This window comes from Pseudoalteromonas aquimarina, assembly GCF_049257255.1.
In the GTDB taxonomy this organism is placed as follows: domain Bacteria; phylum Pseudomonadota; class Gammaproteobacteria; order Enterobacterales; family Alteromonadaceae; genus Pseudoalteromonas.
The window spans coordinates 634,312-655,899 of record NZ_JBMMUG010000001.1 but is presented as its reverse complement, the minus strand read 5'-3'; the positions used below and the strand labels follow the sequence as shown (position 1 = coordinate 655,899).

Below are 21,588 nucleotides of genomic sequence, written 5' to 3'. Positions count from 1 at the left end.
TCCATGGAACAAGCACAGGTTCGTAATGATTGGACGCTTAGTGAAGTAAAAGCGTTATTTAATATGCCGTTTAACGACCTGCTTTTTCAAGCAGCCAGTGTGCACCGTCAAAACTTTAATCCAAATAAAGTACAAATTTCGACATTACTTTCGATTAAAACTGGTGCCTGTCCAGAAGATTGTAAGTATTGCCCGCAATCAGGTCATTACAAAACAGATCTTGAACGTGAACGTTTAATGGAAGTAGAAAAAGTTGTTGAGCAAGCACGTATTGCTAAAAGTAAAGGCGCAACACGTTTTTGTATGGGTGCAGCATGGTCTGATCCTAAAGATCGTGATATGCCATACATTGAAAAAATGGTTAAAGAAGTAAAAGAACTTGGCTTAGAAACCTGTATGACCTTAGGTATGCTTGATAACGATAAAGCGCATGCACTTAGAGATGCAGGTCTTGATTACTATAACCATAACTTAGACACATCGCCTGAATATTATCAGCAGATTATTACTACACGTACTTACCAAGACCGTTTAGATACCCTCGATCATGTGCGTGATGCAGGTATGAAAGTATGTTCTGGTGGTATTGTGGGTATGGGTGAAGAAGCAAAAGACCGCTACGGCTTACTAATGCAATTAGCCAACCTACCAAAACAACCAGAAAGTGTACCAATTAATATGCTAGTTAAAGTAAAAGGTACACCGCTTGAAAATGTTGATGACTTAGATCACTTTGAGTTTATTCGTACCATTGCGGTAGCGCGTATTATGATGCCTAAGAGTTATGTACGTTTAAGTGCAGGTCGCACAGCGATGAACGAGCAAATGCAATCAATGTGTTTCTTTGCTGGTGCTAACTCAATCTTTTACGGTGATAAGTTATTAACTACCGATAACCCAGAAGCTGACAGCGACATGATGCTTATTAAAAAGTTGGGTATGTCGCCTGAAAGTGTTGTAGATTATTCTGATGAGGCCTATGCCGCATCGCTTGAATCTGCAATTGCTGATAAAGAAACCTCAGAACTATTTTACCCAGCATAAATGGCGTTTGAGTATATTCAAAAGGCACTTGTTGAACGCAAACAAGTGTCTTTATACCGCACACGAATTGCGTTTGATAAGGTAGGGCCGCGTACTTTAACGTACCAGGGGCGTGAATACCTAAACTTTGCATCGAACGATTATTTAGCACTCAGCCAAGCGCCTATCAATTCAATTGAATCACAACTTGGCAGTACTAGCTCATCGTTAGTGACGGGTTATCAACACGCACATTTAGCATTAGAGCAGTATTTAACAGAAACACTTAAATACGATGCGTGTTTACTGTTTAATTCAGGCTTTAGTGCCAATGCCAGTGTGCTAAAAAGCTTAATGAATGCACCTGAGAGTGAAATATTTCAAGATAAGCTTAATCATGCCAGTTTAATTGACGGTGGTTTAGCGGCAAGTGCGACCAATACACGTTTTAATCATAACGACCTTAAACATTTAAATCGCCGTTTAGAAAAATCAAAAGCTAAACACAAACTGATTGTAAGTGAAGGTGTGTTTTCAATGGATGGCGATAACGCCCCAATTGAAGACCTTGCAACCATAGCATCTGAACATAATGCGTGGTTAATGATTGATGATGCCCATGCATTTGGTGTGATAGGTGAAAATGGTCTCGGTAGTGCGACTAAAATTAAGCCTGAGATTTTAATTATTACCTTTGGCAAAGCGTGTGCAAGTAGTGGTGCAGCAGTGCTTTGTAGTAAAGAAGTTGCAAATTATCTTGTGCAATTTAATCGAGATTACACCTACTCAACAGCAATGTCACCGTGGCTTGCTAGCGCAACTTATGTGCGCTTGCAGCAGGTGTACAATGCAACAATTGAACGTCAAAAACTGCAACACAATATTCAGTATTTTAGAGACCTTGCAGCAGAGCATAAATTAGCATTAATGCCTTCAAACAGTGCCATTCAACCTCTGGTGTTAGGCGACAGTGAAGCGTGTTTAAATCTGAGTGGTTATTTGAAAGAAAAGGGTATTTGGCTTACGGCAATTAGGCCACCAACTGTGCCGCATAATACAGCAAGATTAAGAATTACGTTAACAGCAGCGCATCAGCAAGATGATATTGACCAGTTAATAAACCACCTTGTAACAGGTCTAAAGACGTTATGAGCCAACTATTAAACGCCCAAAAGAAGATAACTGCGCAGCATTTTTCAAAAGCAGCAGAGCGGTATCACAATCATGCTCATGTACAAAAACAGGCAGCTGATATCTTAATTAAATCATTAGATACTGATTATGGCGTCGCCCTTGATTTAGGTTGTGGCCCGTTTGTTAACTCGTTTGAACTTAAAAAACGCTGCAACACAGTGATCAGTATGGACTTAAGCCAAGCGATGTTACAACAACAAGTGACACCAAGCGTGTGCGCTGATATGGATAACTTACCGTTCAAAAATAATAGTTTTGACTTGGTTTTTAGTAATTTTGCAATGCAGTGGAGCAGCAATTTACCAGCACTATTTCAATCACTTTATGCTGTATTGAAACCGGGTGGGCGAGCGCATTTTAGTTTAGTGGCTGACGGCACGCTGAGTGAGATGATAAACGCCTTTGCAGCAGTTGATTCAAAACGCCATATCAATCAGTTTGTGTCACAAAATGACATCGAAGCTGCGTTAAAACAAACCGCGTTTAAACGTATTTCAACGAGCTTTTGTCATCACAAAGTATTTTACGAAACAGCAAAAGAGGCACTTAACTCGATTAAAGAGATTGGTGCTAACCATAAAGTGAATAGCGGTGAAAAATCGACTGGTTTAATGGGCAAAGAAAAATATAAAACATTATTAGCTAACTATAAAAAAGAGCAATCGCAGTTTCCGGTTAGCTATCATGTTGCTTACATAGTGATAGAAAAATGAAATCAATATTTATAACAGGCACTGATACAGAAGTAGGTAAAACTCATGTGTCTAGCCTTTTAATTAAATACATTAAACAATTTCAAAAAGCAGTGACAGGGTTTAAGCCAATCGCTGCAGGTGCAGAGCGTGCATTTGGTGAACTGGTAAATGAAGATGCGTTAACATTGATGGAATCAGGTAATGTTGCATTACCATACAAATTAATTAACCCTTATGTTTTTGAACCACCTATTGCCCCGCATATTGCAGCTAAACAGGTGGGTGTAACCATTAGCAAAGCAGAGTTGTCGCAGCACCTTAAAGTGTTAAACCAGCAAGAACTTGATCATCTTATCGTGGAAGGAGCAGGTGGCTGGGCGCTGCCAATAAATGACACTGACTTGTTATCAGAATGGGTTGCTGATGAAGGATTACCTGTGATTATGGTGGTCGGTTTAAAACTTGGTTGTTTAAATCATGCACTTCTCACATTGAGTCATATTAAACAAAGTGGCGCAAAATGTGTTGGTTGGATAGCAAACTATGTTGATGAGCATATGCTTGAGCAAGATGAAAATCTCGCAACATTAAAAGCGCGACTAGATTGCCCGTTACTAGCAATCGCACCGAATACTCAAAATGAAAAACCTAAGCTTCAAGTGTATAAAGAACTGAATACAGTACTGAAACTAGATAACTGAATTTAAATCAATTTCACATAAATTTTAAGCTGTATTTAGTAACCAATAATATTTGTGTCATTTTGTAAATTTATCTTGAATCTAGCGCTATTGACACTATATAAAGCAGTAGAAAACACGTTTTGAGGTAACAATGAAAAGAGTCGTTCTGTTTTTAATTACTAACTTAGCGGTAATGCTAGTGTTAGGTATTGTACTGTCAGTGATTATGTCAGTACTGGGTATAGAGCACCGTAGCTTAGGTGGTATTTTACTTATTGCTACATTATTTGGTTTTGGTGGCTCATTTATTTCACTGTTTATGTCGAAATGGATGGCTAAAAAATCAACTGGCGCACACGTAATTGAGCAACCACGTTCAGATGTTGAAAAGTGGTTAGTTGACCGTGTTGCAGAACAAGCAAAAAAAGCCAATATTGCGATGCCAGAAGTGGCAATTTACGACAGCCCTGAAATGAATGCATTTGCAACGGGGCCAAGTAAAAATAATTCACTTGTCGCAGTAAGCACAGGCCTTTTACATAATATGAGTCAAGACGAAGCAGAAGCCGTGCTTGCTCATGAAGTATCACACATTGCAAATGGCGATATGGTAACCCTGACACTTATCCAAGGTGTGGTGAATACCTTTGTAATTGCAATTTCTAAGGTGTTAGCAGGAATTGTAGATAATTTCCTAAATAGCGATGAAGAAGAGTCGGGTGGTTCTTGGACTTATTTTATCTTCGATATGATTTTCCAAGTGTTATTCGGTATTTTAGCAAGCTTTGTTGTTGCGTATTTCAGCCGTCAACGTGAATTTGCAGCCGACAAGGGCGCAGCCGATTTAGTGGGCGCACATAAAATGCGTGCTGCACTTGAGCGTTTAAAAGTAAATCACCCATCACAACTTGAAGGGTCGATGATGGCGTTTGGTATCGCATCGGGTAAAGGGTTAATGGACTTAATGAGTTCACACCCGCCGTTAGATGCACGTATTAATGCGTTAAAATAATCTATGTGAACATACACTAAAAAGGCGCCATTAGGCGCCTTTTTGTTTTTCACGTTCGATTTGATTAGGCAAAAGCGTTTCAATAATTTCTTTTGCCGGAATGGTATACCGCGTACCGCCAAACATCACCGATGTATTTTCGTCAATATCTGTAATGCCTGTTAATGTCCAACCTTCGCCGCGCTGTTTGCAATAAACAGTTGTGGTAGGTGGGATTACTTTGAATTTTGTCATCTAACCCCCTAGCGATTAAAAACGATTGGCGTAATTTACCTTAGCATGGCGTTAATTCACAGTTTTTAATTGAGAAAACCCCGCGATTATTGGATAATTCGCAACTCGCAATCCCACATCGCGAAATCAAAAATTTTATATTTCACACTGTAAATGAGGCGTATTCAGCAGCATTTATAGTGTGAATTAAGTGCCTAACGATAAGGAGTGACTATGACTGTTGGCATTATTATGGGTTCAAAATCAGATTGGCCTACCATGCAACATGCTGCCGAGATGCTTGATAAATTCGGTGTTAAGTATGAAACAAAAGTGGTTTCAGCTCACCGTACGCCACAGTTATTAGCCGATTATGCCAGCACTGCTGCTGAGCGTGGAATTAAAGTGATTATCGCTGGCGCCGGTGGTGCAGCGCACCTTCCTGGAATGGCTGCAGCCTTTACAAGTCTTCCTGTTTTAGGTGTGCCAGTTAAATCAAAAGCACTTAACGGTGTTGATTCACTTCTTTCAATCTGCCAAATGCCAAAAGGTGTTGCGGTGGGTACTTTGGCGATTGGTGAACCAGGTGCAGCTAACGCAGGTTTACTTGCAGCACAAATTTTAGGTTGCCAACAGCCTGAGTTACTAGCAAAAATTGATGAGTTCAGAAAGAACCAAACAGAAACTGTTTTAGCGAACCCAAATCCAGCAGAGTAATATGAATATTTTAGTGTTAGGGGCAGGCCAGTTAGCACGTATGATGAGCTTAGCTGGTGCACCACTTAATTTAAATATCAAAGCGTATGATGTTGGAACTAAACAGGTAGTTCACCCACTGACATTACACGTATATGAACAAGATTTAACAGCGGCAATTGCCGAGAGTGATGCAATTACCGCAGAATTTGAGCACATACCTGATGATGTGCTTGCGCTTTGTTGCCAAAGTGGCAAATTCTATCCTGGTAAAAATGCTATTAAAGCAGGCGGTGATCGCAGTATCGAAAAAGCGTTACTTGATAAAGCCGGTGTTAACTGCGCTCCATACCAATTAATTACCGAACGTGCACATTTAGACGAGGCTATTGCTAAGTTAGAGTTGCCACTTGTAATTAAAACGTGCCAAGCAGGTTACGACGGTAAAGGGCAATGGCGTATCAAAGCTGATTCAAATGTGGATGAGATTTGGTCAGAAATGGCGGCATTTATTGCAAGTGGTACAGTTGATTTTCCGCATACCATTATTGCTGAGAAAATGATCCCATTTAACCGTGAAGTGTCTGTTATTGGTGCACGCGACAAACAAGGTAATACCGCTGTTTATCCTGTTACTGAAAACGAGCACACAAACGGTGTACTGACATTATCAATTGCTTCAGACATGGATGCTGGCATTCAATCTCAAGCATTAGACGCATTTAATAAGTTAAGTGCAGAAATGGATTATGTTGGTGTGCTTGCTATTGAGTTCTTCGATGTTGATGGTGAGCTTATGGTGAATGAAATTGCACCGCGTGTTCATAACTCTGGCCATTGGACTCAGCAAGGTACGGTATGTAGTCAGTTTGAAAATCATCTTCGCGCAGTTGCTAATTTACCGTTAGGTGATACGCAGATGATTGGTCCAAGTGCGATGATCAATGTGCTTGGTCAAGCTGACATTCCAAAAGAAGTGTTAACTGTTCCAGGTGTAACTAGTCATTGGTATGGTAAAGGTGTTCGTGCGGGTCGTAAAATGGGCCACATTAACGTTGTTGCCAACAGTGATAAAGAACTTGGCGAAAAGTTAGCACAGCTTGCAAATTATTTACCAGAAGACGCCTATCCAGGTGTTGCAGCACGTGCAAAGCTACTAAGTAAATAATTCGACAAACAAACTGACACAACTCATGTGTCAGTTTGTTTCACTTTGTATATCCACTTCAACATAAAAAGGCACTGTTGCATTAGAAATGTATTTGCCTTGCAACAATCGCTCTTGCCCTTTTAAACCTTGCTCGTAATGGGTTTGTTTATTGCGCAGCATATTTTGCCAAAAGTCACCAATATCAAGTGAGATAATTGACTCATTGCCATCGCAATAAAAATGTTGATAGCGAGACCAGTTAGCAAGCTCATCTTGTTTAAGCCATTTAGCCATACTTGTTTTATCAGGTCCGCGATAAATGCGTAATCTAAATTTGCTCATAACAGGTTAACCTTCTTCCGTATATGTTAAAGGTAGACAATGGCTTGCAAGTTTGAGAAATAAATTTAAATTATTTGAATAAATTTTGAATAAATTTTGAACTATTTTGAAATGGGCACGGTCTATTACTATGAAACGACAATTAATCATTTCGTTTCGACCTAAATTGCTAGCGCAGAGTATTCGGCCAACACCTCGTTGGCCTTTTTTTTTTGCTACAAATGTAATCGTCAAAATGACATATTTAAACGATAAGAACAGTTTTAATTTGCAATGTAGTTTGATTTAATTGAGTTAATTTAAACTATAAAAAAATACCCATGTATAATAAATCTCTTATCGCGTTAGCTGTTACTGCATGTATCAGTTTAACAGGTTGTAAAACAACCGATTCAACACAACAACAAGCATCACAAACTTTCCCAACCGTTGTTGAAACAACAACTCACCAGGGACCTGAAACAATCACACTTAAACAAGCTATGGCACATCCTGATTGGTTAGGTCGTCAGCCTGAACGTGCATTTTGGTCGCTTGATTCAAACGCGGTTCATTATTCGCGTAAACAAGCAGGCAATGAGTTAAGAGATACATTCACAAAATCACTTAGTGGTGAAGGCAATGGGCAATTAGTCAGCCTTGATAAACTACATACACTTGGTGCAAAACAGCTTACATTTAGCCAAGATAACAAATGGGTTGCTTATACTTTCAAAGGGAATATCTTTGCGTTAGAGCAGTCAAGCGGCCAGTTAAAGCAATTAACCTTAACTGACGATAGTGCATCTCAGCTTCAATTTTTAACATCGGGTGAATTGTCTTACCGTGTTAAAGATAGTTTTTATAAAGTAAATGTTGAATCTGGCATGCGTCAGCAAATTGTTGCATTAAAAGCGGCTGACAAACCAAAAGGGGTTGCTGAGCCATCTAGCTACATTGCAAAAGAGCAACATAAACTTATTGATTTTGTGGCACTTACCCATAAAAACTCAAAAGATAAAGAAAGTTATAATCAACGTCTTACTGAGCAAAATAACAGCATCATGAACGATACCTATTACCTTGGTAAAGGTAATCGTATTGTTAGTGCGGTTTTATCACCTGCGGGTGATAAGTTAATCACGGTTATTAGTGAAAGCAAACCTTGGCGTGATGATGGCGATATTATGCCAAATTATATTGGTCAAAACGGTGAAATTGTTGCTGAAAAAGTACGTCGTCGCGTAGCGGATACAAAACCATCTGGTTCTGAACTTATTCTTATCAATTTAGAAGAAAACACGCAAACAATTTTGCCGTTTGATACATTACCTGGCTTTGACGAAGATGTTTTAGCGGATGTTAAAGCTGAAAATGCAAAAGCAGAGGGTAAAACGTACAAATCTGAAAACGCGCCACGTCATATTAATTTAATGATGGACTGGGGCTGGTCACAAAGTGCAATTCAATGGAATCAATCGGGCTCTCAAGTGGCAGTAATGCTAGAGGCGTTTGACAATAAAGACCGTTGGATAGCTACCGTTGATTTCAAGCAAAACACGCTTGTATCTCAACATCGCCTACATGACAAAGCATGGGTAAATTACACTTACAACAACTTTGGCTGGTTAAATCAGCAAGACGATACGCTTTATTATTTGTCTGAAGAGTCAGGCTATAGCCACATTTATACAAAACCGCTAAAGGGTAAAGCTAAGCAACTTACTAAAGGTCAGTTTGTTGTCTCAGAATTAACACAAGCGCGTAATAGCCAATCTATTTTTTACAAAGCAAATAAGAAACACCCTGGCATTTATGAAATTTATAAATTAGATCTGACCACAGGTGAAAGTAGTGCTCAAACAGATTTAAATGGGATGACGGATTACCAGTTAAGCCCAGATGAATCAAAGTTATTACTGACACATTCTAAATTAGCGTTACCGCCAGAACTGTATGTATCAGATGTTGATGGCGAAAAGGTGACGCGTTTAACAAATACTGTTTCTGAAAAGTTTTTAAATACCCAACTTATTGCACCAAAAGTGGTTGCGGTGCCATCGAGCAATACAGAGCAGCCAATTTACGCAAAAGTGTATTATCCGCGTGATTATAAAGAAGGTGAGACAGGCAAAGCACGTAAAGCGGTTATTTTTAACCATGGTGCAGGTTATTTACAAAACTCTCATTTAGGTTGGTCAGGTTATTTCCGCGAATTTATGTTCCATTCTTTCCTTGCAGAGCAGGGTTATGTGGTAATGGATATGGATTACCGAGCGTCTAAAGGTTATGGCCGTGATTGGCGCACCGCGATTTATCGTCATATGGGTAAACCAGAAATCGAAGATTTGGCAGATGGTGTAAACTGGATGGCAGATAATGCCAATGTAAATAAAGAACGCGTGGGTACCTATGGTGGCTCATATGGTGGCTTTATGACATTTATGGCGTTGTTAACGCGTCCTGAATTATTCCAAGCGGGCGCTGCACTTCGTCCTGTGTCTGACTGGGCTTATTATAACAACCCATACACATCAAATATCCTAAACCATCCTGATGTTGATCCAATTGCGTATAAGCGTAGCTCGCCAATTTATTTTGCAGAAGGGCTTGAAAAGCCATTACTGATCAATGCGCCAATGGTTGATGATAATGTGTTTTTCCAAGATGTAGTGCGTTTGGTACAACGTTTTATTGAACTTGAAAAAGAAAATTATGAAACGGCGATTTACCCTGTAGAACCACATGGTTTTAAACAACCATCAAGTTGGTTGGATGAATATCGTCGCATTTATAAGTTATTTGAACAGAACTTATAATTTAAACAGAAAAAAGGCCGCTCAGCGGCCTTTTTTATTGAGTTAGTTGTTGACGCAGAGCGTGCCGATTGATTTTTGCATAAACAAAAATCCCTGAAATTGCACCGATTAAGTGTGCCTCAATCGCCACTCGTGCTTCTATTAGTTCACCAAGTTCAGCACTTGGACCAGAATATTGCTCCCACGCAATTTTTAGCCACACACCAATAAATAGTAAGTAGCCCGTTTTCATGCCTTTTTGGCAATCGATTAACGCACCGATAATAATTAGGCCATGCAAAACACCGCTAAGCCCGTTATACAGGGTGTTTTCTGGGTAGAAAATATAGATACCACCACCGGTGTAAAGTGCCAGGAGTAATAACGCTAAGGCATATTTTTTACTGTCATAATATTCGCCGTGTAGTGCCCAAATAAGAACAACACCCGCTAAATTAAGCATTAAATGGTAGCTATTCGAATGGCTAAAATGACCCGTTACAATGCGCCAATATTCGCCTTTGACAAATAGGGCACGGTTATATTCGAACAATTCACTTAACGGCGTCGCGAAAATGATAAGGGCGGTAAGTATTAAAATAATTGGGGCAGAGATAAATCGTTTATCAAATGGCAGGTTTAACATAAGTGATAGGTGTTAATAGGCATTAAATGTAGGTAAGATTATCACAAATAAATAGATTCCATAATTATGAAAAAATTAAAACAAACTCTCTCGCGCGTAATTTTGGCGTCAAGCCTCGTTTCACTCAATACTTTCGCAACGATTGTCGGTGAGCCAGAAGCTAATACCGGTTTAACTGAAAAACAGCAGGTTGTCGCCCACAAATACATGGTATCTGCAGCAAACCCTTATGCTGTTGAAGCAGGAGCTGCAGTGCTTGCAAAAGGCGGCAGTGCGGTTGATGCTGCTATTGCCGTGCAATTAGTACTAACCTTAGTAGAGCCGCAATCATCGGGTATTGGTGGTGGCTTATTTCTAATGCATTTTGATAAATCACAGCAACATCTGACGAGCTTTGATGGCCGTGAAACCGCACCTGCAAAAGCCACTGAATCACTCTTCTTAGATGATAAGGGTAAACCTATTCGTTGGATTGAAGCGGTTGTTGGCGGTCGTTCAGTAGGGGTACCTGGCGCTCTTGCAGCGCTTAATCAGGCACATAGCCGTTATGGTAAATTAGCTTGGTCAGAACTGTTTGTTGATGCAATTAAGTTAAGTGAAAACGGCTTTATTGTATCCCCGCGATTAGAAAAGCTTGTTAGCCTTAAAATAAACCCAGGTGTTTCTTTAATTGATAAAACCAAAGCTTACTTTATGCCAAATGGTAAGCCGTTAAAAGCCGGAACAGTTAAGAAAAACCCCGAGTTAGCAGCGCTATATCGTGAAATAGCAGAAAAAGGCGTTTTGGCATTTTACCAAGGTGATAATGCCAAACAACTAGTAAACACAGTGACCAAGTCAGATATTGCGCCTGGCACTATTTCAGAGCAAGATCTTGCTAACTATCTTAGTGTTGAACGCAAGCCTGTATGTGCACCTTATAAAGCTTACAACGTGTGTTCAATGGCACCCCCTAGTTCTGGTGGCATTACCGTGTTACAGATTATGGCACTGTTAGAACAAAGTAATGCGCCATTAAAAGAAAATTGGGATGTTGACTCTGTACATGCCTTTACACAAGCGTCTAGATTGGCGTTTGCAGATAGAGACTTCTACATCGCAGACCCTGATTTTGTAAAAGTACCTACCGAAAATATGTTAAACGCTGCGTATTTAAAAGAGCGTAGCTTGCTCATTAATAAATCGGATATGGGGCGTGCATTACCGGGTGATTTTTCAACTGACTGGTCAGTAGCACAAGTTAATTATGAACAGCCTAATACCTCGCATGTATCGATTGTCGATGCTGACGGAAATGCTGTGTCTATGACAACATCCATTGAAATGGGTTTTGGCTCCGCACTAATGGTGAATGGCTATTTACTCAACAACCAACTTACAGATTTTACATTTAACCCACAAATTGATGGTAAACCAGTTGCAAATCGTGTTGAGCCTAATAAACGTCCACGTTCTTCTATGGCACCGGTAATGGTGTTTAACAAAGATGGCACGCTAAAATTAGTAATTGGTTCACCGGGTGGTTCACGCATTATAAACTATGTGGCTAAAGCGCTAGTTGGCATCTTAGATTTTGGTTTGTCACCGCAACAAGCAATTGAACTTGCAAATATTACAAACCGCAATCGTGTAACCACGTTAGAAAAAGACTCTGATATCGTAAGCTTAAAACCGGCACTTGAAGCAAAAGGCCACACGGTAGTTATTCGCGACTTAAATTCGGGTATTCATGCTGTGATGATTGAGGGTGATAAACTACTTGGCGCAGCCGATCCTCGCCGAGAGGGCATTGCTTTAGGGCAATAAACCAAAGCACGTAAATAAAATGCTAGTAATAAGTTAAACTTGGTTAATTCTTCGCATCAACCATTGCTTTAACTTATTGCTGCTTAGATAATGTTTTCAATTATCCGTTAATTATCTTATAGTTTTGCATTTTTAAACTTTAGTTTAATAATTAAAGCTATTACAACACACCACCAAGAATATAATGACAGAACACACACAAAAGAATTACTTGTATATCCCGTATGCAGGGCCAACGCTGATTGAAACACCGCTGTTAAATAAAGGCAGTGCTTTTAGTCAACGTGAACGTGAACAATTTAACTTAGCGGGTTTATTACCGCCAATCTTTGAATCAATTGAAGAGCAAGTTGAACGTTGTTATCAACAATATAAAAGCTTCACAAACAATCTGAATAAGCATATTTATTTACGTGCTATCCACGATACCAATGAAACGCTTTTCTTCCGTTTAGTGCGTGATCATTTAGAAGAAATGATGCCTATTATCTACACGCCAACGGTAGGTGAAGCATGTGAGCGTTTCTCAGATATTTACCGTAAACACCGTGGCTTATTTATTTCGTATGAAGACCGCCATAACATTGATGACATTTTACGTAACGCTACCAAAGGTAAAGTAAAAGTTATCGTAGTGACTGATGGTGAGCGTATTCTTGGTTTAGGTGACCAAGGTATTGGTGGTATGGGTATTCCAATTGGTAAATTATCACTTTATACCGCTGTGGGCGGCATTAGCCCAGCATATACCTTACCTGTAATGCTTGATGTGGGTACTAACAACCAAACATTACTTGACGATCCTATGTATATGGGTCGTCGCCATAAGCGTATTTCACAAGAACAATATGATGAATTTTTAGATTTATTCATTAACGCAGTGAAACGTCGTTGGCCAAATGTGATGCTGCAATTTGAAGACTTTGCTCAGCCAAATGCAATGCCGTTACTACAGCGTTACCGAGAAAAGATTTGTAGTTTTAATGATGATATTCAAGGTACTGCATCGGTAACAGTAGGTTCATTACTTGCTGCGTGTCGCGTTAAAGGTGAAACCCTTTCATCACAAAAAGTAGTGTTTGTTGGTGCAGGTTCAGCAGGTTGTGGTATCGCAGAGCAGATCATTGCGCAAATGGTAAGCGAAGGTATCAGTGAAGCACAGGCTCGTTCACAAATCTTTATGGTTGACCGCTTTGGCTTATTGACCGAAGGTATGAGCGACCTACGAGATTTCCAAGAAGTCCTAACGCAGAAGAAAGACGCTTTAAGTGACTGGACCTTTAGCGGTGACTATGCATCGTTACTCGATGTTATGCACTGTGCAAAACCAAATATTCTAATTGGTGTATCAGGCCAGCCAGGCTTATTCACTGAACAAGTTATTAAGGCTATGCACCAAGGAAGTGAGCAACCAATTATCTTCCCACTGAGTAACCCAATTAAACAAGTAGAAGCAATGCCAGAAGATGTGATTGCTTGGACAAACGGTGAAGCAATTGTTGCAACAGGAAGCCCATTTGAACCTGTTAGCTTTAATGGTAAAGAGCATGTTATTCCACAATGTAATAACAGTTATATTTTCCCTGGCATTGGTTTGGGTGTTGTTGCTGTAGGTGCTAAGCGAATTACTGATGAAATGCTAATGGTTGCAAGTGAAACCTTAGCTGCTGCGTCACCACGTGCAAATACAGGTGAAGGTAGCTTGTTACCACCATTAACGCAGGTTGAAGCCCTTTCTAAGAAAATTGCCTTTAACGTTGCTAAAAAGGCAATTGAACAAAACGTTGCGCTTGAAATTTCAGATGAAAAGCTAGCAAGTTTAATTGAAAAGAATTATTGGTTACCTGAATACCGCGACTATAAGCGTGTAAGCATTTAAATCAAGATATAAAAATGCCCTGCAACTGCAGGGCTTTTTTTGTGGTTGTTAAAAGTGATATTTAACTAATAAATTCACATTGTTTTCGTTAATACCATCAATGCCAAATTTATCAAGCCAATGAACATATTCAATGCCCACATACAGTTTGGAATCTAAATTAAGGTGTGGTGCAACATCATATTTTAATTGTGACGTTAGATTCATTTGCGAAACACTGTTATCACGGCTGGTGGCATAATCAATAAATCCGTCATAGTAAAGCGGCCCGATAGGTAAGCCCCAAGTAATGGTTGTTTGGTAATTGTTATCACCATGCTCGTTATTACGGTAATACAGATTCACATTAACATAGTCGAAATAGGGCACATTAATACCCGCACCTACACCATATAAGTAATTTGTTAAGCTTGAGCCAAAACCATCATGAGATGAAAAATTTCCATACTCAATAGTGGTTGCAACATACAAAGCTTTAACTGGGCTGTTTTCAAAATCAGTAATTTTGAAACGTGGTGAAAATTCACCGTAAATTTCTTTATCACCATTACTTGATTCAAGACGGTCAACAAAGGTAAAGCTATCACCCCAACTTGTAACAGCAAAGTGCTCTAATGTGACAACTTGTCGTTTATTGTCACCAACTTCATAGTCATTACCATTTAAGTAAGACACGCTGAAATCTGAAAAATGGGTTTTTGCAGCCACATTAGCTGAAAAACAAAGTGAAGATAATGTTGCTACTAGCGAAAGGGTTTTCACATTTGCCTCTTTAAAACGTATTTATATTAATTTTATTTGAATTTTAGCAGAATTTATTTTGCTGTCAGGAAATACCTAAAATTAAAGGATTAATTGGTTATTTTTTATAATCAGTCAGGCGCTTTAAAGCATTTGCTTAGTATTTTTAATGATTTTGTCGGTTGTTTTTGATGGATCACTTAGCAAAATTAACCCTGACTAAATAGGGTAAGTATGTGGTGATAAAAATTATAAGGAACACCCCATGAACAACTCACAAAAGCAATTTTTGATTAGCAGTTTATCCAAAAGCATCATTATGGCGCTATCAGCATTACCTTTATGTAGTTATGCCAATTCTCAATCAGACACGCAAAAAGACGTGGAAATTATAGAAGTAACCGCGCAAAAACGTTCTCAAAGTATTCTGCAGGTACCCCTCGCTGTAGATTCGATCAGTAGTGATGTTATTGAAAAAACAAACTCATTAAAGCTAAGCGATATTGATGATTTTGTTCCTGGTTTTTCATTTAGCGATGGCAATGTCACCCAAGCTGGTGTCACCATGCGCGGTGTTTCAAGCCCTAATATTAGCGTCGGTGGCGACCCGTCAGCAGCGAGTTTTTTTGATGATGTCTATATGCCAAGGGCTGCTCAAAACGTTATCTTCAGTGACGTTCAGCGTGTGGAGGTGCTAAAAGGGCCGCAAGGCACTTTATTTGGCCGAAATGCTGCGACGGGGGTTGTAAATATAATCCCTAACAGTCCGGATGAGGAAACGATTGGTTTTGTTAAAGCAAATCTTGGTAATTTAAACCTAAAACGATTTGAGGGTATGGCCAATTTTGCAGTTACAGATAACCTATTTGTAAGAGTTAATGGGCTTTCTAATCAACGAGATGGAAATATCGAAAACCAGTTTATATCTGGTTTGGATGGCAATGACGAGAACCATAAAGCGGCACGCATTGCCGTTAAATATGTTGTGAATACTGATACTTCTATTCAGTTAGCTTATGACTGGGACAAGGTAAAGCAAGCGCCGCCAGAAGCAATTGGCATCAGTGAATATACAAAATATCCGGATCCTTTTGCTGGTAAATTTGAAAATGACGTATTTAACGGTGAAGAAAGCCGCGATATGGATGCGTTAACACTCAAGGTTGAATCACAATTAACGGATGATTGGTCGGTAAAACTGGTTTCAAGTAAGCGTCAATGGCAAACCATTAACCGTGAAGATGAGGACGGTTTAGCACTTGCAACTCGCCATTTTGATACCTCAAATAACGAAGATTCTGATATTTTTTACAACGAACTCCAGTTTAATTACCAACATGGCAATGTCAGTTATGTCGGTGGTGTCACATACAGTGAAGAAACGGTTTCTCAAGCTACTGAGCTTAACTTAAATGCAGACACAGTGATGACAATGGTGACTAACGAGCTAGGAAATATGTTTGGTGTACCGCTTAACCACTTGTGGGATGCAGCAGAATTTACCGCAGTGCTTAACTACTTACACGCGGTGCCAGGAGTTGGCCAAGCGCTGGACCCAATTTATATGATGCTGGGAGTGGAGACTCTGACCCCTGAGGTGCTTGCATATGCTGAGCAAATGCAACCAGGCACCATAGATATGATTTATGACAGCATTGCCTATAGTCCTATTGTTAATAACCCAGCATTTATGGGGCCAAGTTACCAAGGAAAATTATGGCAAGAAATGATGGTAAATACCGGTGATTTCACAAACTACGGTATTTACTCTGATATTGATTATCGTATTAACGATCAGTTTAGTGTGATTGCGGGCCTTCGTTATTCTAAAGACAAAAAAGCCTTTAGTTGGCAAGTACCAGTGACTAGCTTCAGTGATGAAAGAAGCGGTGTAGAAAACCTAATTTTCCCTTCATTTGATAAGATAAGTGCCAATGATTCATGGAGCAAAACGACGGGTCGCTTAATTGGTCAGTACCGTGTAAATGACAAAAACATGACATATTTAAGTTATTCAACAGGTTATAAATCTGGAGGATATGATTCACTTGACCCAACAACAGCAGCCAACCCATTTAAACCAGAGCTGACAACAAACTATGAGTTTGGTTACAAAGGTGAAGCTTTTGCTGTACTTCGTAGCCAAATTGCGGTTTATCAAATGGAAATTGATGATAGGCAAACAACGGTTGAATCAAAACCACCGGGTCAGTTAACCGCTTTCCCTGTTGTTATCAATGGCGACCAGATTATTAAAGGCATTGAAATAAACCTCAATTGGCAAGTAACCGATAGTTTTACTGCTGCATTAGTCACCGAATTTAGAGAAACTGAATCGGATTGGGATGATTATTTTGATGCAAGTAGCCAGTGGATTACGGGTAAATCCAAGGGTAGTACAAACTTAGCGTACACCACGAGCTTTAATTATTTACCAGATTTCCCTTATGGAAATTTAGCGATTCGTTTGGATTATATTTATGCTGAAAATGACCGAGATTCAGATCCTGGATACCAACAGTGGTATAGCAATATTCCACACTACTTAAATGACAGGCAAGACCTCAATCTTAATGTGACTTGGCAACATCCTAATGATGCTGTGCAAATCGCCTTATGGGGTAAAAACCTCTTAGATGAAAAATATATTTCAGGTATTCGCAATATTACAACGGAAATTCTTAATACCCCGTTTGTGTCTATTGAAGACGGCATTACTTATGGTGTTGAATTTAAATATACATTTTAAAACAGAAGGATAGGGAGTTTTTCTATTTTAGGTAATGGTTACCTAAAATTTAATAAATGTTAAATTTATGTTGTTTTTAAAATGTGGGGTATGGTTTACTGTTGCATGGTGCTGTGAAGTAGGAGTAAGGGGCGGCCGTGCAACAGTTTAATGATTTTTTTCTCACCATAACCTTTAGTTGTCTTCTCGTAAGCATTGTTTTGTTACTGCCTCAGCGTACACGTTCAGAACAAATAAAGCTGTTTATGATTTTACTGGTTTGTTGCAACAGCTACGTGCTTGGTCAGTTCAGTTTTATACAAAACCCAGTTGTAGATACCATTAATTTCGTCGGAGGTAACCTGCTGCCAGGAGTGTTTTGGCTTGTCTGTATTTGTGTTTTTGCTGATAAATCAAAACTTACTACTTTTGATTATTTTATTGCGTGTTCTACCTTGCTCGTGCCTTCAATAAATCAACTTGTTGGACTGGTAATTGATAGCGCGCTCTTAAAGCAAATATTTAGTTACTTTGGTGTGGCGTTAGAGCTTTCATTAATTGCCATGGGGCTTTTTTATTGCATTAAAAATATCGATATAGATTTAGTTGCGCAGCGACGTAGTTTTCGCACTACCTTAATCTTTTCTGTGGGTATTTACTTCTTTTTATTCATTATATTAGGCCAAGGGCTTAAACTGAATTTTGCTTGGCTGACCTTATTCTTTAACATTGTAGCTGCGCTTATTAGCCTTACAGTGATCTTTGTTTTATTCGGGCTTCGTCATCCTAGCCCATTTGAATTAGCAAAAGTGGCACCGACTAAAAATAATAACCCCTTGTTAACGCGTATTGTTAATGCCATGGAACAAGATGCACTGTATAAACAAGAGGGGCTCACTATTAGTGATTTATCAAAAAGAATCTCTATTCACGAGTACAAATTAAGGCAATTGATCAATGGTGAACTTGGTTTTCGCAATTTTAATGATTATTTAAATTACTATCGTATTCGTGAAATTACTGAATTACTGGGTTCTGAAACGCATGCAAATACACCGGTATTAACTTTGGCACTGGATAATGGCTTTCGCAGCTTAAGTTCGTTTAATAAAGCATTTAAAGATACCCATGGCAAAACGCCAACACAGTATAAAAAAGAAATATATGGTTAGATTTGTTAGTGAGTGATAGTTAAAAAAACCGAGTAATTATAAATTACTCGGTTTTTTTTTAACTTTTAATAAGCTGGTTAACGCATTTTTCTTAATAGTCGAACTAGGTTTTGTAAAAAGAAAAATAGTATGAAAGCCATTCGAACTTACGTTTATTTATTAATCTCATTATTAAGTGTTTCAGCTTACTCAGATAACACAAATCCAATTACCTTAAATTCCCATTGCCCACCAAGTTTTGAAAAAACCAACGAGGGTTGCAAGCTTGTTAGCCTTTATCAATTTTACGACTCACTCAATAATCAAGGGGTAGGTGGCACGCAAACCTCATTGCCATCATATCGCGATGGTTTTTCACCAGAACAAATTGATTTAGGCCGCTATTTATTTTTTGATCCGCTGTTATCTAAAAATCAAAAGCAAAGTTGCGCTTCATGTCATCAACCTCAGTTAGGCTTTTCAGATGGTCTCGCTAGAAGTGTTGGTACCAACGGTGATTTACTGAAACGCAGTGCGCCAACTCTTTGGAATGTCGCATTTTTAAAACGATTTTTTTGGGATGCACGGGCAAATTCTTTAGAAGAGCAAGCCAAAGGGCCACTTTTTGATAATCATGAAATGGCGAATGATGAAACCTCCTTGTTAGCTGCTTTAAATGCAAATCAAACTTATCGTGCGTTATTTAAAACTGCGTTTAATTCAGCCGAGAATATTAGTTTAGATCAGGTTGTTACATCGTTAAGTGCATTTCAGTCCTCGTTAATTTCATTAAATTCTCGCTATGACCATTATGTACATGGCGACCACAACGCTTTGTCTGAAGAAGAAATACAAGGTATGAACGTCTTTCGCTCTTTTGTCGCAAGATGTGCAGAGTGCCACACACCACCACTTTTTACTAATCAACAAGTTGCTGTAATTGGTGTAGATGAACCTGAAGGCCTTGAATTTGATATAGGCGCTGAAAAAACGTTTAACAATGCAAAGGTAAAAGGCGGATTTAAAGTCCCAACACTTCGCAATATTACGAAAACAGCTCCTTATATGCATTCAGGACGTTTTAGCTCGCTGCGTGATGCAGTTGAATTTTACACCTTAGGTCGTGGTCACGCAGTAAAAGATCAGCCTTTGTATCTTCATTGGCATATTTGGGAGCCGAATTTACGCGATGAAGAAATCGATCAAATAGTGGCATTTTTAGGTGCCTTAGAAGATCAAACATTAACGCCTAAAACTCCAAAGCGTGTGCCATCAGGATTAACACCCATAACGCATTTTCAGACAACAAATGAATCCGCATTAGCAGAATAAAAATAGGACAAACATATGAAAAAAAGTAATTTTTTGTGGGCTGTAGCCCTAATATCAGCCTTTGCTGCAGGTAGTTATTATAATCAACAAAATCAGCCGATTAAAATTAGTAACAGCCAAACAGGTGCAAGTTACCAAGGGACTAACAGCGGCGTTGAAAGCACTAAAAAATCAGCGGTTATAAAACAACAGTTTAATGGTGAGGTACATGTTGTAAATCAGGGCGAGTCAATTATGGCGGCGGTTAAATTGGCGCAGCCCGGCGACACTATTCAAGTGATGCCAGGAACTTACAATGAAACGGTATACATTGATAAGGACAGTATTCGCATTTTAGGTGTCATTAAACAGGGGCAATGGCCGACGATGCATGGTAATGGCGAGCTTAATGATGCGATTTTATATTCTGGCAATAATATCGTTGTCGAAAATATGAAAATAACCAAGTACAAAGGTAATGGCATTATGGGCCAAGCCGGAAATAACTTTGAAATTCGTAATAATTTAATTGTTGATACAGGTGTTTACGGTATTTTCCCACAGTTAGGTAAAAACGGCATCGTAGAGTACAACATTATTTCAGGTATTGAAGATGCGGCTATTTATGTTGGCATGAGCGACAACATTCATGTTGCACATAATCATGTGTTTTCTAATGTTGCTGGCATTGAAATTGAAAATTCCCGTCATGCCATTGTTGAAAACAATTTAGTGTATGACAACACGGGTGGAATTTTGGCATTTGTCACACCCGGCTTACCAATTAAAACAACCTATGATGTGATTATTCGAAACAACTTCGTTCACAATAATAACCATAAAAACTTTGGTGCACCGGGCAGTACTGTTGCGGGTATTCCACCAGGCACAGGCATTTTAGTAATGGCTGCGGATGATGTAATCATCGAAGATAATGTGATTACTGATAATAAAACCGCAGGCATTTTAATTACGGATCATCATCACGCCGCTAACATCACAATTGATCCTGAATCTGAGCCAAATGCGGATCGTGTGTCTATTTTAAATAACACAATGGTAAACAATGGTTACGATACTATCGATGAAGTGAAAGCGCTTGCGTTAACTGAATTTAAATCAGGCAGTATCGAAATTGTACGTGTTGGCGGAAGTAAAGACAGCTGTATTATCAATCGCCATCAGTACATCACAGTGGGCGTTGATGATTTTGCCGAGTGCAATTATACCAATACCGATGATGTAATTAGTTATATTTTGGATGAACCGGTACCAGCTCGTAAAATTGAAGGTAAAGATCAAGGAAAGATTGCTTATTTAGGGGTGTGCACTGGATGCCATGCTTACACAGGGCAGTTAATTGGCCCGCCAATTAAAGACATTCAATCAATTTATCAAGGTAATCCAGAGGCGCTTGCAAGTTATATTGCAAAACCATTTAAAAAACGTCCAACGTTTCCTGAAATGCCACCGCAGAATTATTTACCAGAGGAAACAAGGTTAGCAGTTGCAGAATATGTATTAAGTTTAAAGAATTAAAA

At 39.1% G+C, this 21,588-nt stretch carries 18 protein-coding genes; 14 read left to right on the top strand and 4 right to left on the bottom strand.

Annotated elements, in window-relative coordinates; genetic code table 11:
• The first annotated feature begins 3 nt into the window (after window positions 1-3).
• The 5 genes from bioB to htpX all read left to right on the top strand — a co-directional run bounded on the left by bioB (window position 4) and on the right by htpX (window position 4,607).
• On the top strand, window positions 4-1,044 hold the full coding sequence (gene bioB / locus AAEU29_RS02995; protein ID WP_421971994.1) for a biotin synthase BioB: 1,041 nt from the start codon (window positions 4-6) through the stop codon (window positions 1,042-1,044).
• On the top strand, window positions 1,045-2,175 hold the full coding sequence (locus AAEU29_RS02990) for an aminotransferase class I/II-fold pyridoxal phosphate-dependent enzyme (protein ID WP_421971993.1): 1,131 nt from the start codon (window positions 1,045-1,047) through the stop codon (window positions 2,173-2,175).
• Window positions 2,172-2,930: a malonyl-ACP O-methyltransferase BioC gene (gene bioC / locus AAEU29_RS02985; RefSeq protein ID WP_421971992.1), complete on the top strand. Its 759-nt coding sequence runs from the start codon at window positions 2,172-2,174 to the stop codon at window positions 2,928-2,930. Before AAEU29_RS02990 ends, bioC begins: the two co-directional genes overlap by 4 nt.
• Entirely contained in the window at window positions 2,927-3,613 is a 687-nt protein-coding gene (gene bioD, locus AAEU29_RS02980) for a dethiobiotin synthase (protein ID WP_421971991.1), read from the top strand. Before bioC ends, bioD begins: the two co-directional genes overlap by 4 nt.
• 133 nt (window positions 3,614-3,746) lie before the next feature.
• Complete coding sequence (gene htpX / locus AAEU29_RS02975; RefSeq protein ID WP_038641523.1) at window positions 3,747-4,607, top strand: protease HtpX; 861 nt, start codon at window positions 3,747-3,749, stop codon at window positions 4,605-4,607.
• Window positions 4,608-4,637: 30 nt separating this feature from the next.
• Here htpX and AAEU29_RS02970 read toward each other — a convergent pair whose 3' ends face one another.
• Window positions 4,638-4,841 (bottom strand): hypothetical protein, encoded by a 204-nt coding sequence (locus tag AAEU29_RS02970; RefSeq protein ID WP_421971990.1) that lies wholly within the window; start codon window positions 4,839-4,841, stop codon window positions 4,638-4,640.
• Window positions 4,842-5,054: 213 nt separating this feature from the next.
• Here AAEU29_RS02970 and purE point away from each other — a divergent pair, with 213 nt between their 5' ends.
• Window positions 5,055-5,537, top strand: coding sequence for a 5-(carboxyamino)imidazole ribonucleotide mutase (purE, locus tag AAEU29_RS02965; protein ID WP_274760157.1), 483 nt, complete (start codon window positions 5,055-5,057; stop codon window positions 5,535-5,537).
• Window position 5,538: 1 nt separating this feature from the next.
• Entirely contained in the window at window positions 5,539-6,684 is a 1,146-nt protein-coding gene (locus AAEU29_RS02960) for a 5-(carboxyamino)imidazole ribonucleotide synthase (RefSeq protein ID WP_421971989.1), read from the top strand.
• 30 nt (window positions 6,685-6,714) lie between these two features.
• Here the strand turns inward: AAEU29_RS02960 and AAEU29_RS02955 are convergent, their stop codons facing one another.
• Window positions 6,715-7,008: a hypothetical protein gene (locus AAEU29_RS02955; protein WP_372768903.1), complete on the bottom strand. Its 294-nt coding sequence runs from the start codon at window positions 7,006-7,008 to the stop codon at window positions 6,715-6,717.
• A 320-nt stretch (window positions 7,009-7,328) separates the two neighbouring features.
• Between AAEU29_RS02955 and AAEU29_RS02950 the strand changes: the two genes are divergently transcribed.
• Complete coding sequence (locus tag AAEU29_RS02950) at window positions 7,329-9,806, top strand: S9 family peptidase (protein WP_421971988.1); 2,478 nt, start codon at window positions 7,329-7,331, stop codon at window positions 9,804-9,806.
• A gap of 34 nt (window positions 9,807-9,840) precedes the next feature.
• On the opposite strand, the gene rrtA is transcribed toward AAEU29_RS02950, so the two are convergent.
• Window positions 9,841-10,431 carry a rhombosortase gene (gene rrtA, locus AAEU29_RS02945; RefSeq protein WP_421971987.1) on the bottom strand — a complete coding sequence of 197 codons (591 nt, stop codon included), beginning with the start codon at window positions 10,429-10,431 and terminating at the stop codon, window positions 9,841-9,843.
• 66 nt (window positions 10,432-10,497) lie between these two features.
• Here rrtA and ggt point away from each other — a divergent pair, with 66 nt between their 5' ends.
• A complete protein-coding gene (gene ggt / locus AAEU29_RS02940) occupies window positions 10,498-12,237 on the top strand; it encodes a gamma-glutamyltransferase (RefSeq protein ID WP_421971986.1) in 1,740 nt (579 codons plus the stop codon).
• A gap of 184 nt (window positions 12,238-12,421) precedes the next feature.
• The gene (locus AAEU29_RS02935; protein WP_421971985.1) at window positions 12,422-14,116 is read left to right on the top strand and encodes an NAD-dependent malic enzyme; all 1,695 of its coding nucleotides are present in this window, start codon (window positions 12,422-12,424) and stop codon (window positions 14,114-14,116) included.
• Window positions 14,117-14,164: 48 nt separating this feature from the next.
• Here the strand turns inward: AAEU29_RS02935 and AAEU29_RS02930 are convergent, their stop codons facing one another.
• The gene (locus tag AAEU29_RS02930; RefSeq protein WP_421971984.1) at window positions 14,165-14,878 is read right to left on the bottom strand and encodes an outer membrane protein OmpK; all 714 of its coding nucleotides are present in this window, start codon (window positions 14,876-14,878) and stop codon (window positions 14,165-14,167) included.
• A 244-nt stretch (window positions 14,879-15,122) separates the two neighbouring features.
• On the opposite strand from AAEU29_RS02930, the gene AAEU29_RS02925 reads away from it, so the two are divergent.
• The 4 genes from AAEU29_RS02925 (at window position 15,123) to AAEU29_RS02910 (ending at window position 21,586) form a co-directional block, all read left to right on the top strand.
• Entirely contained in the window at window positions 15,123-17,606 is a 2,484-nt protein-coding gene (locus tag AAEU29_RS02925; protein WP_421971983.1) for a TonB-dependent receptor, read from the top strand.
• A 137-nt stretch (window positions 17,607-17,743) separates the two neighbouring features.
• Window positions 17,744-18,757 carry a helix-turn-helix domain-containing protein gene (locus AAEU29_RS02920; RefSeq protein WP_421971982.1) on the top strand — a complete coding sequence of 338 codons (1,014 nt, stop codon included), beginning with the start codon at window positions 17,744-17,746 and terminating at the stop codon, window positions 18,755-18,757.
• A 129-nt stretch (window positions 18,758-18,886) separates the two neighbouring features.
• Complete coding sequence (locus AAEU29_RS02915; RefSeq protein ID WP_421971981.1) at window positions 18,887-20,068, top strand: cytochrome-c peroxidase; 1,182 nt, start codon at window positions 18,887-18,889, stop codon at window positions 20,066-20,068.
• A 15-nt stretch (window positions 20,069-20,083) separates the two neighbouring features.
• Complete coding sequence (locus tag AAEU29_RS02910) at window positions 20,084-21,586, top strand: parallel beta-helix domain-containing protein (RefSeq protein ID WP_274760168.1); 1,503 nt, start codon at window positions 20,084-20,086, stop codon at window positions 21,584-21,586.
• The last annotated feature ends 2 nt before the right edge of the window (window positions 21,587-21,588 follow it).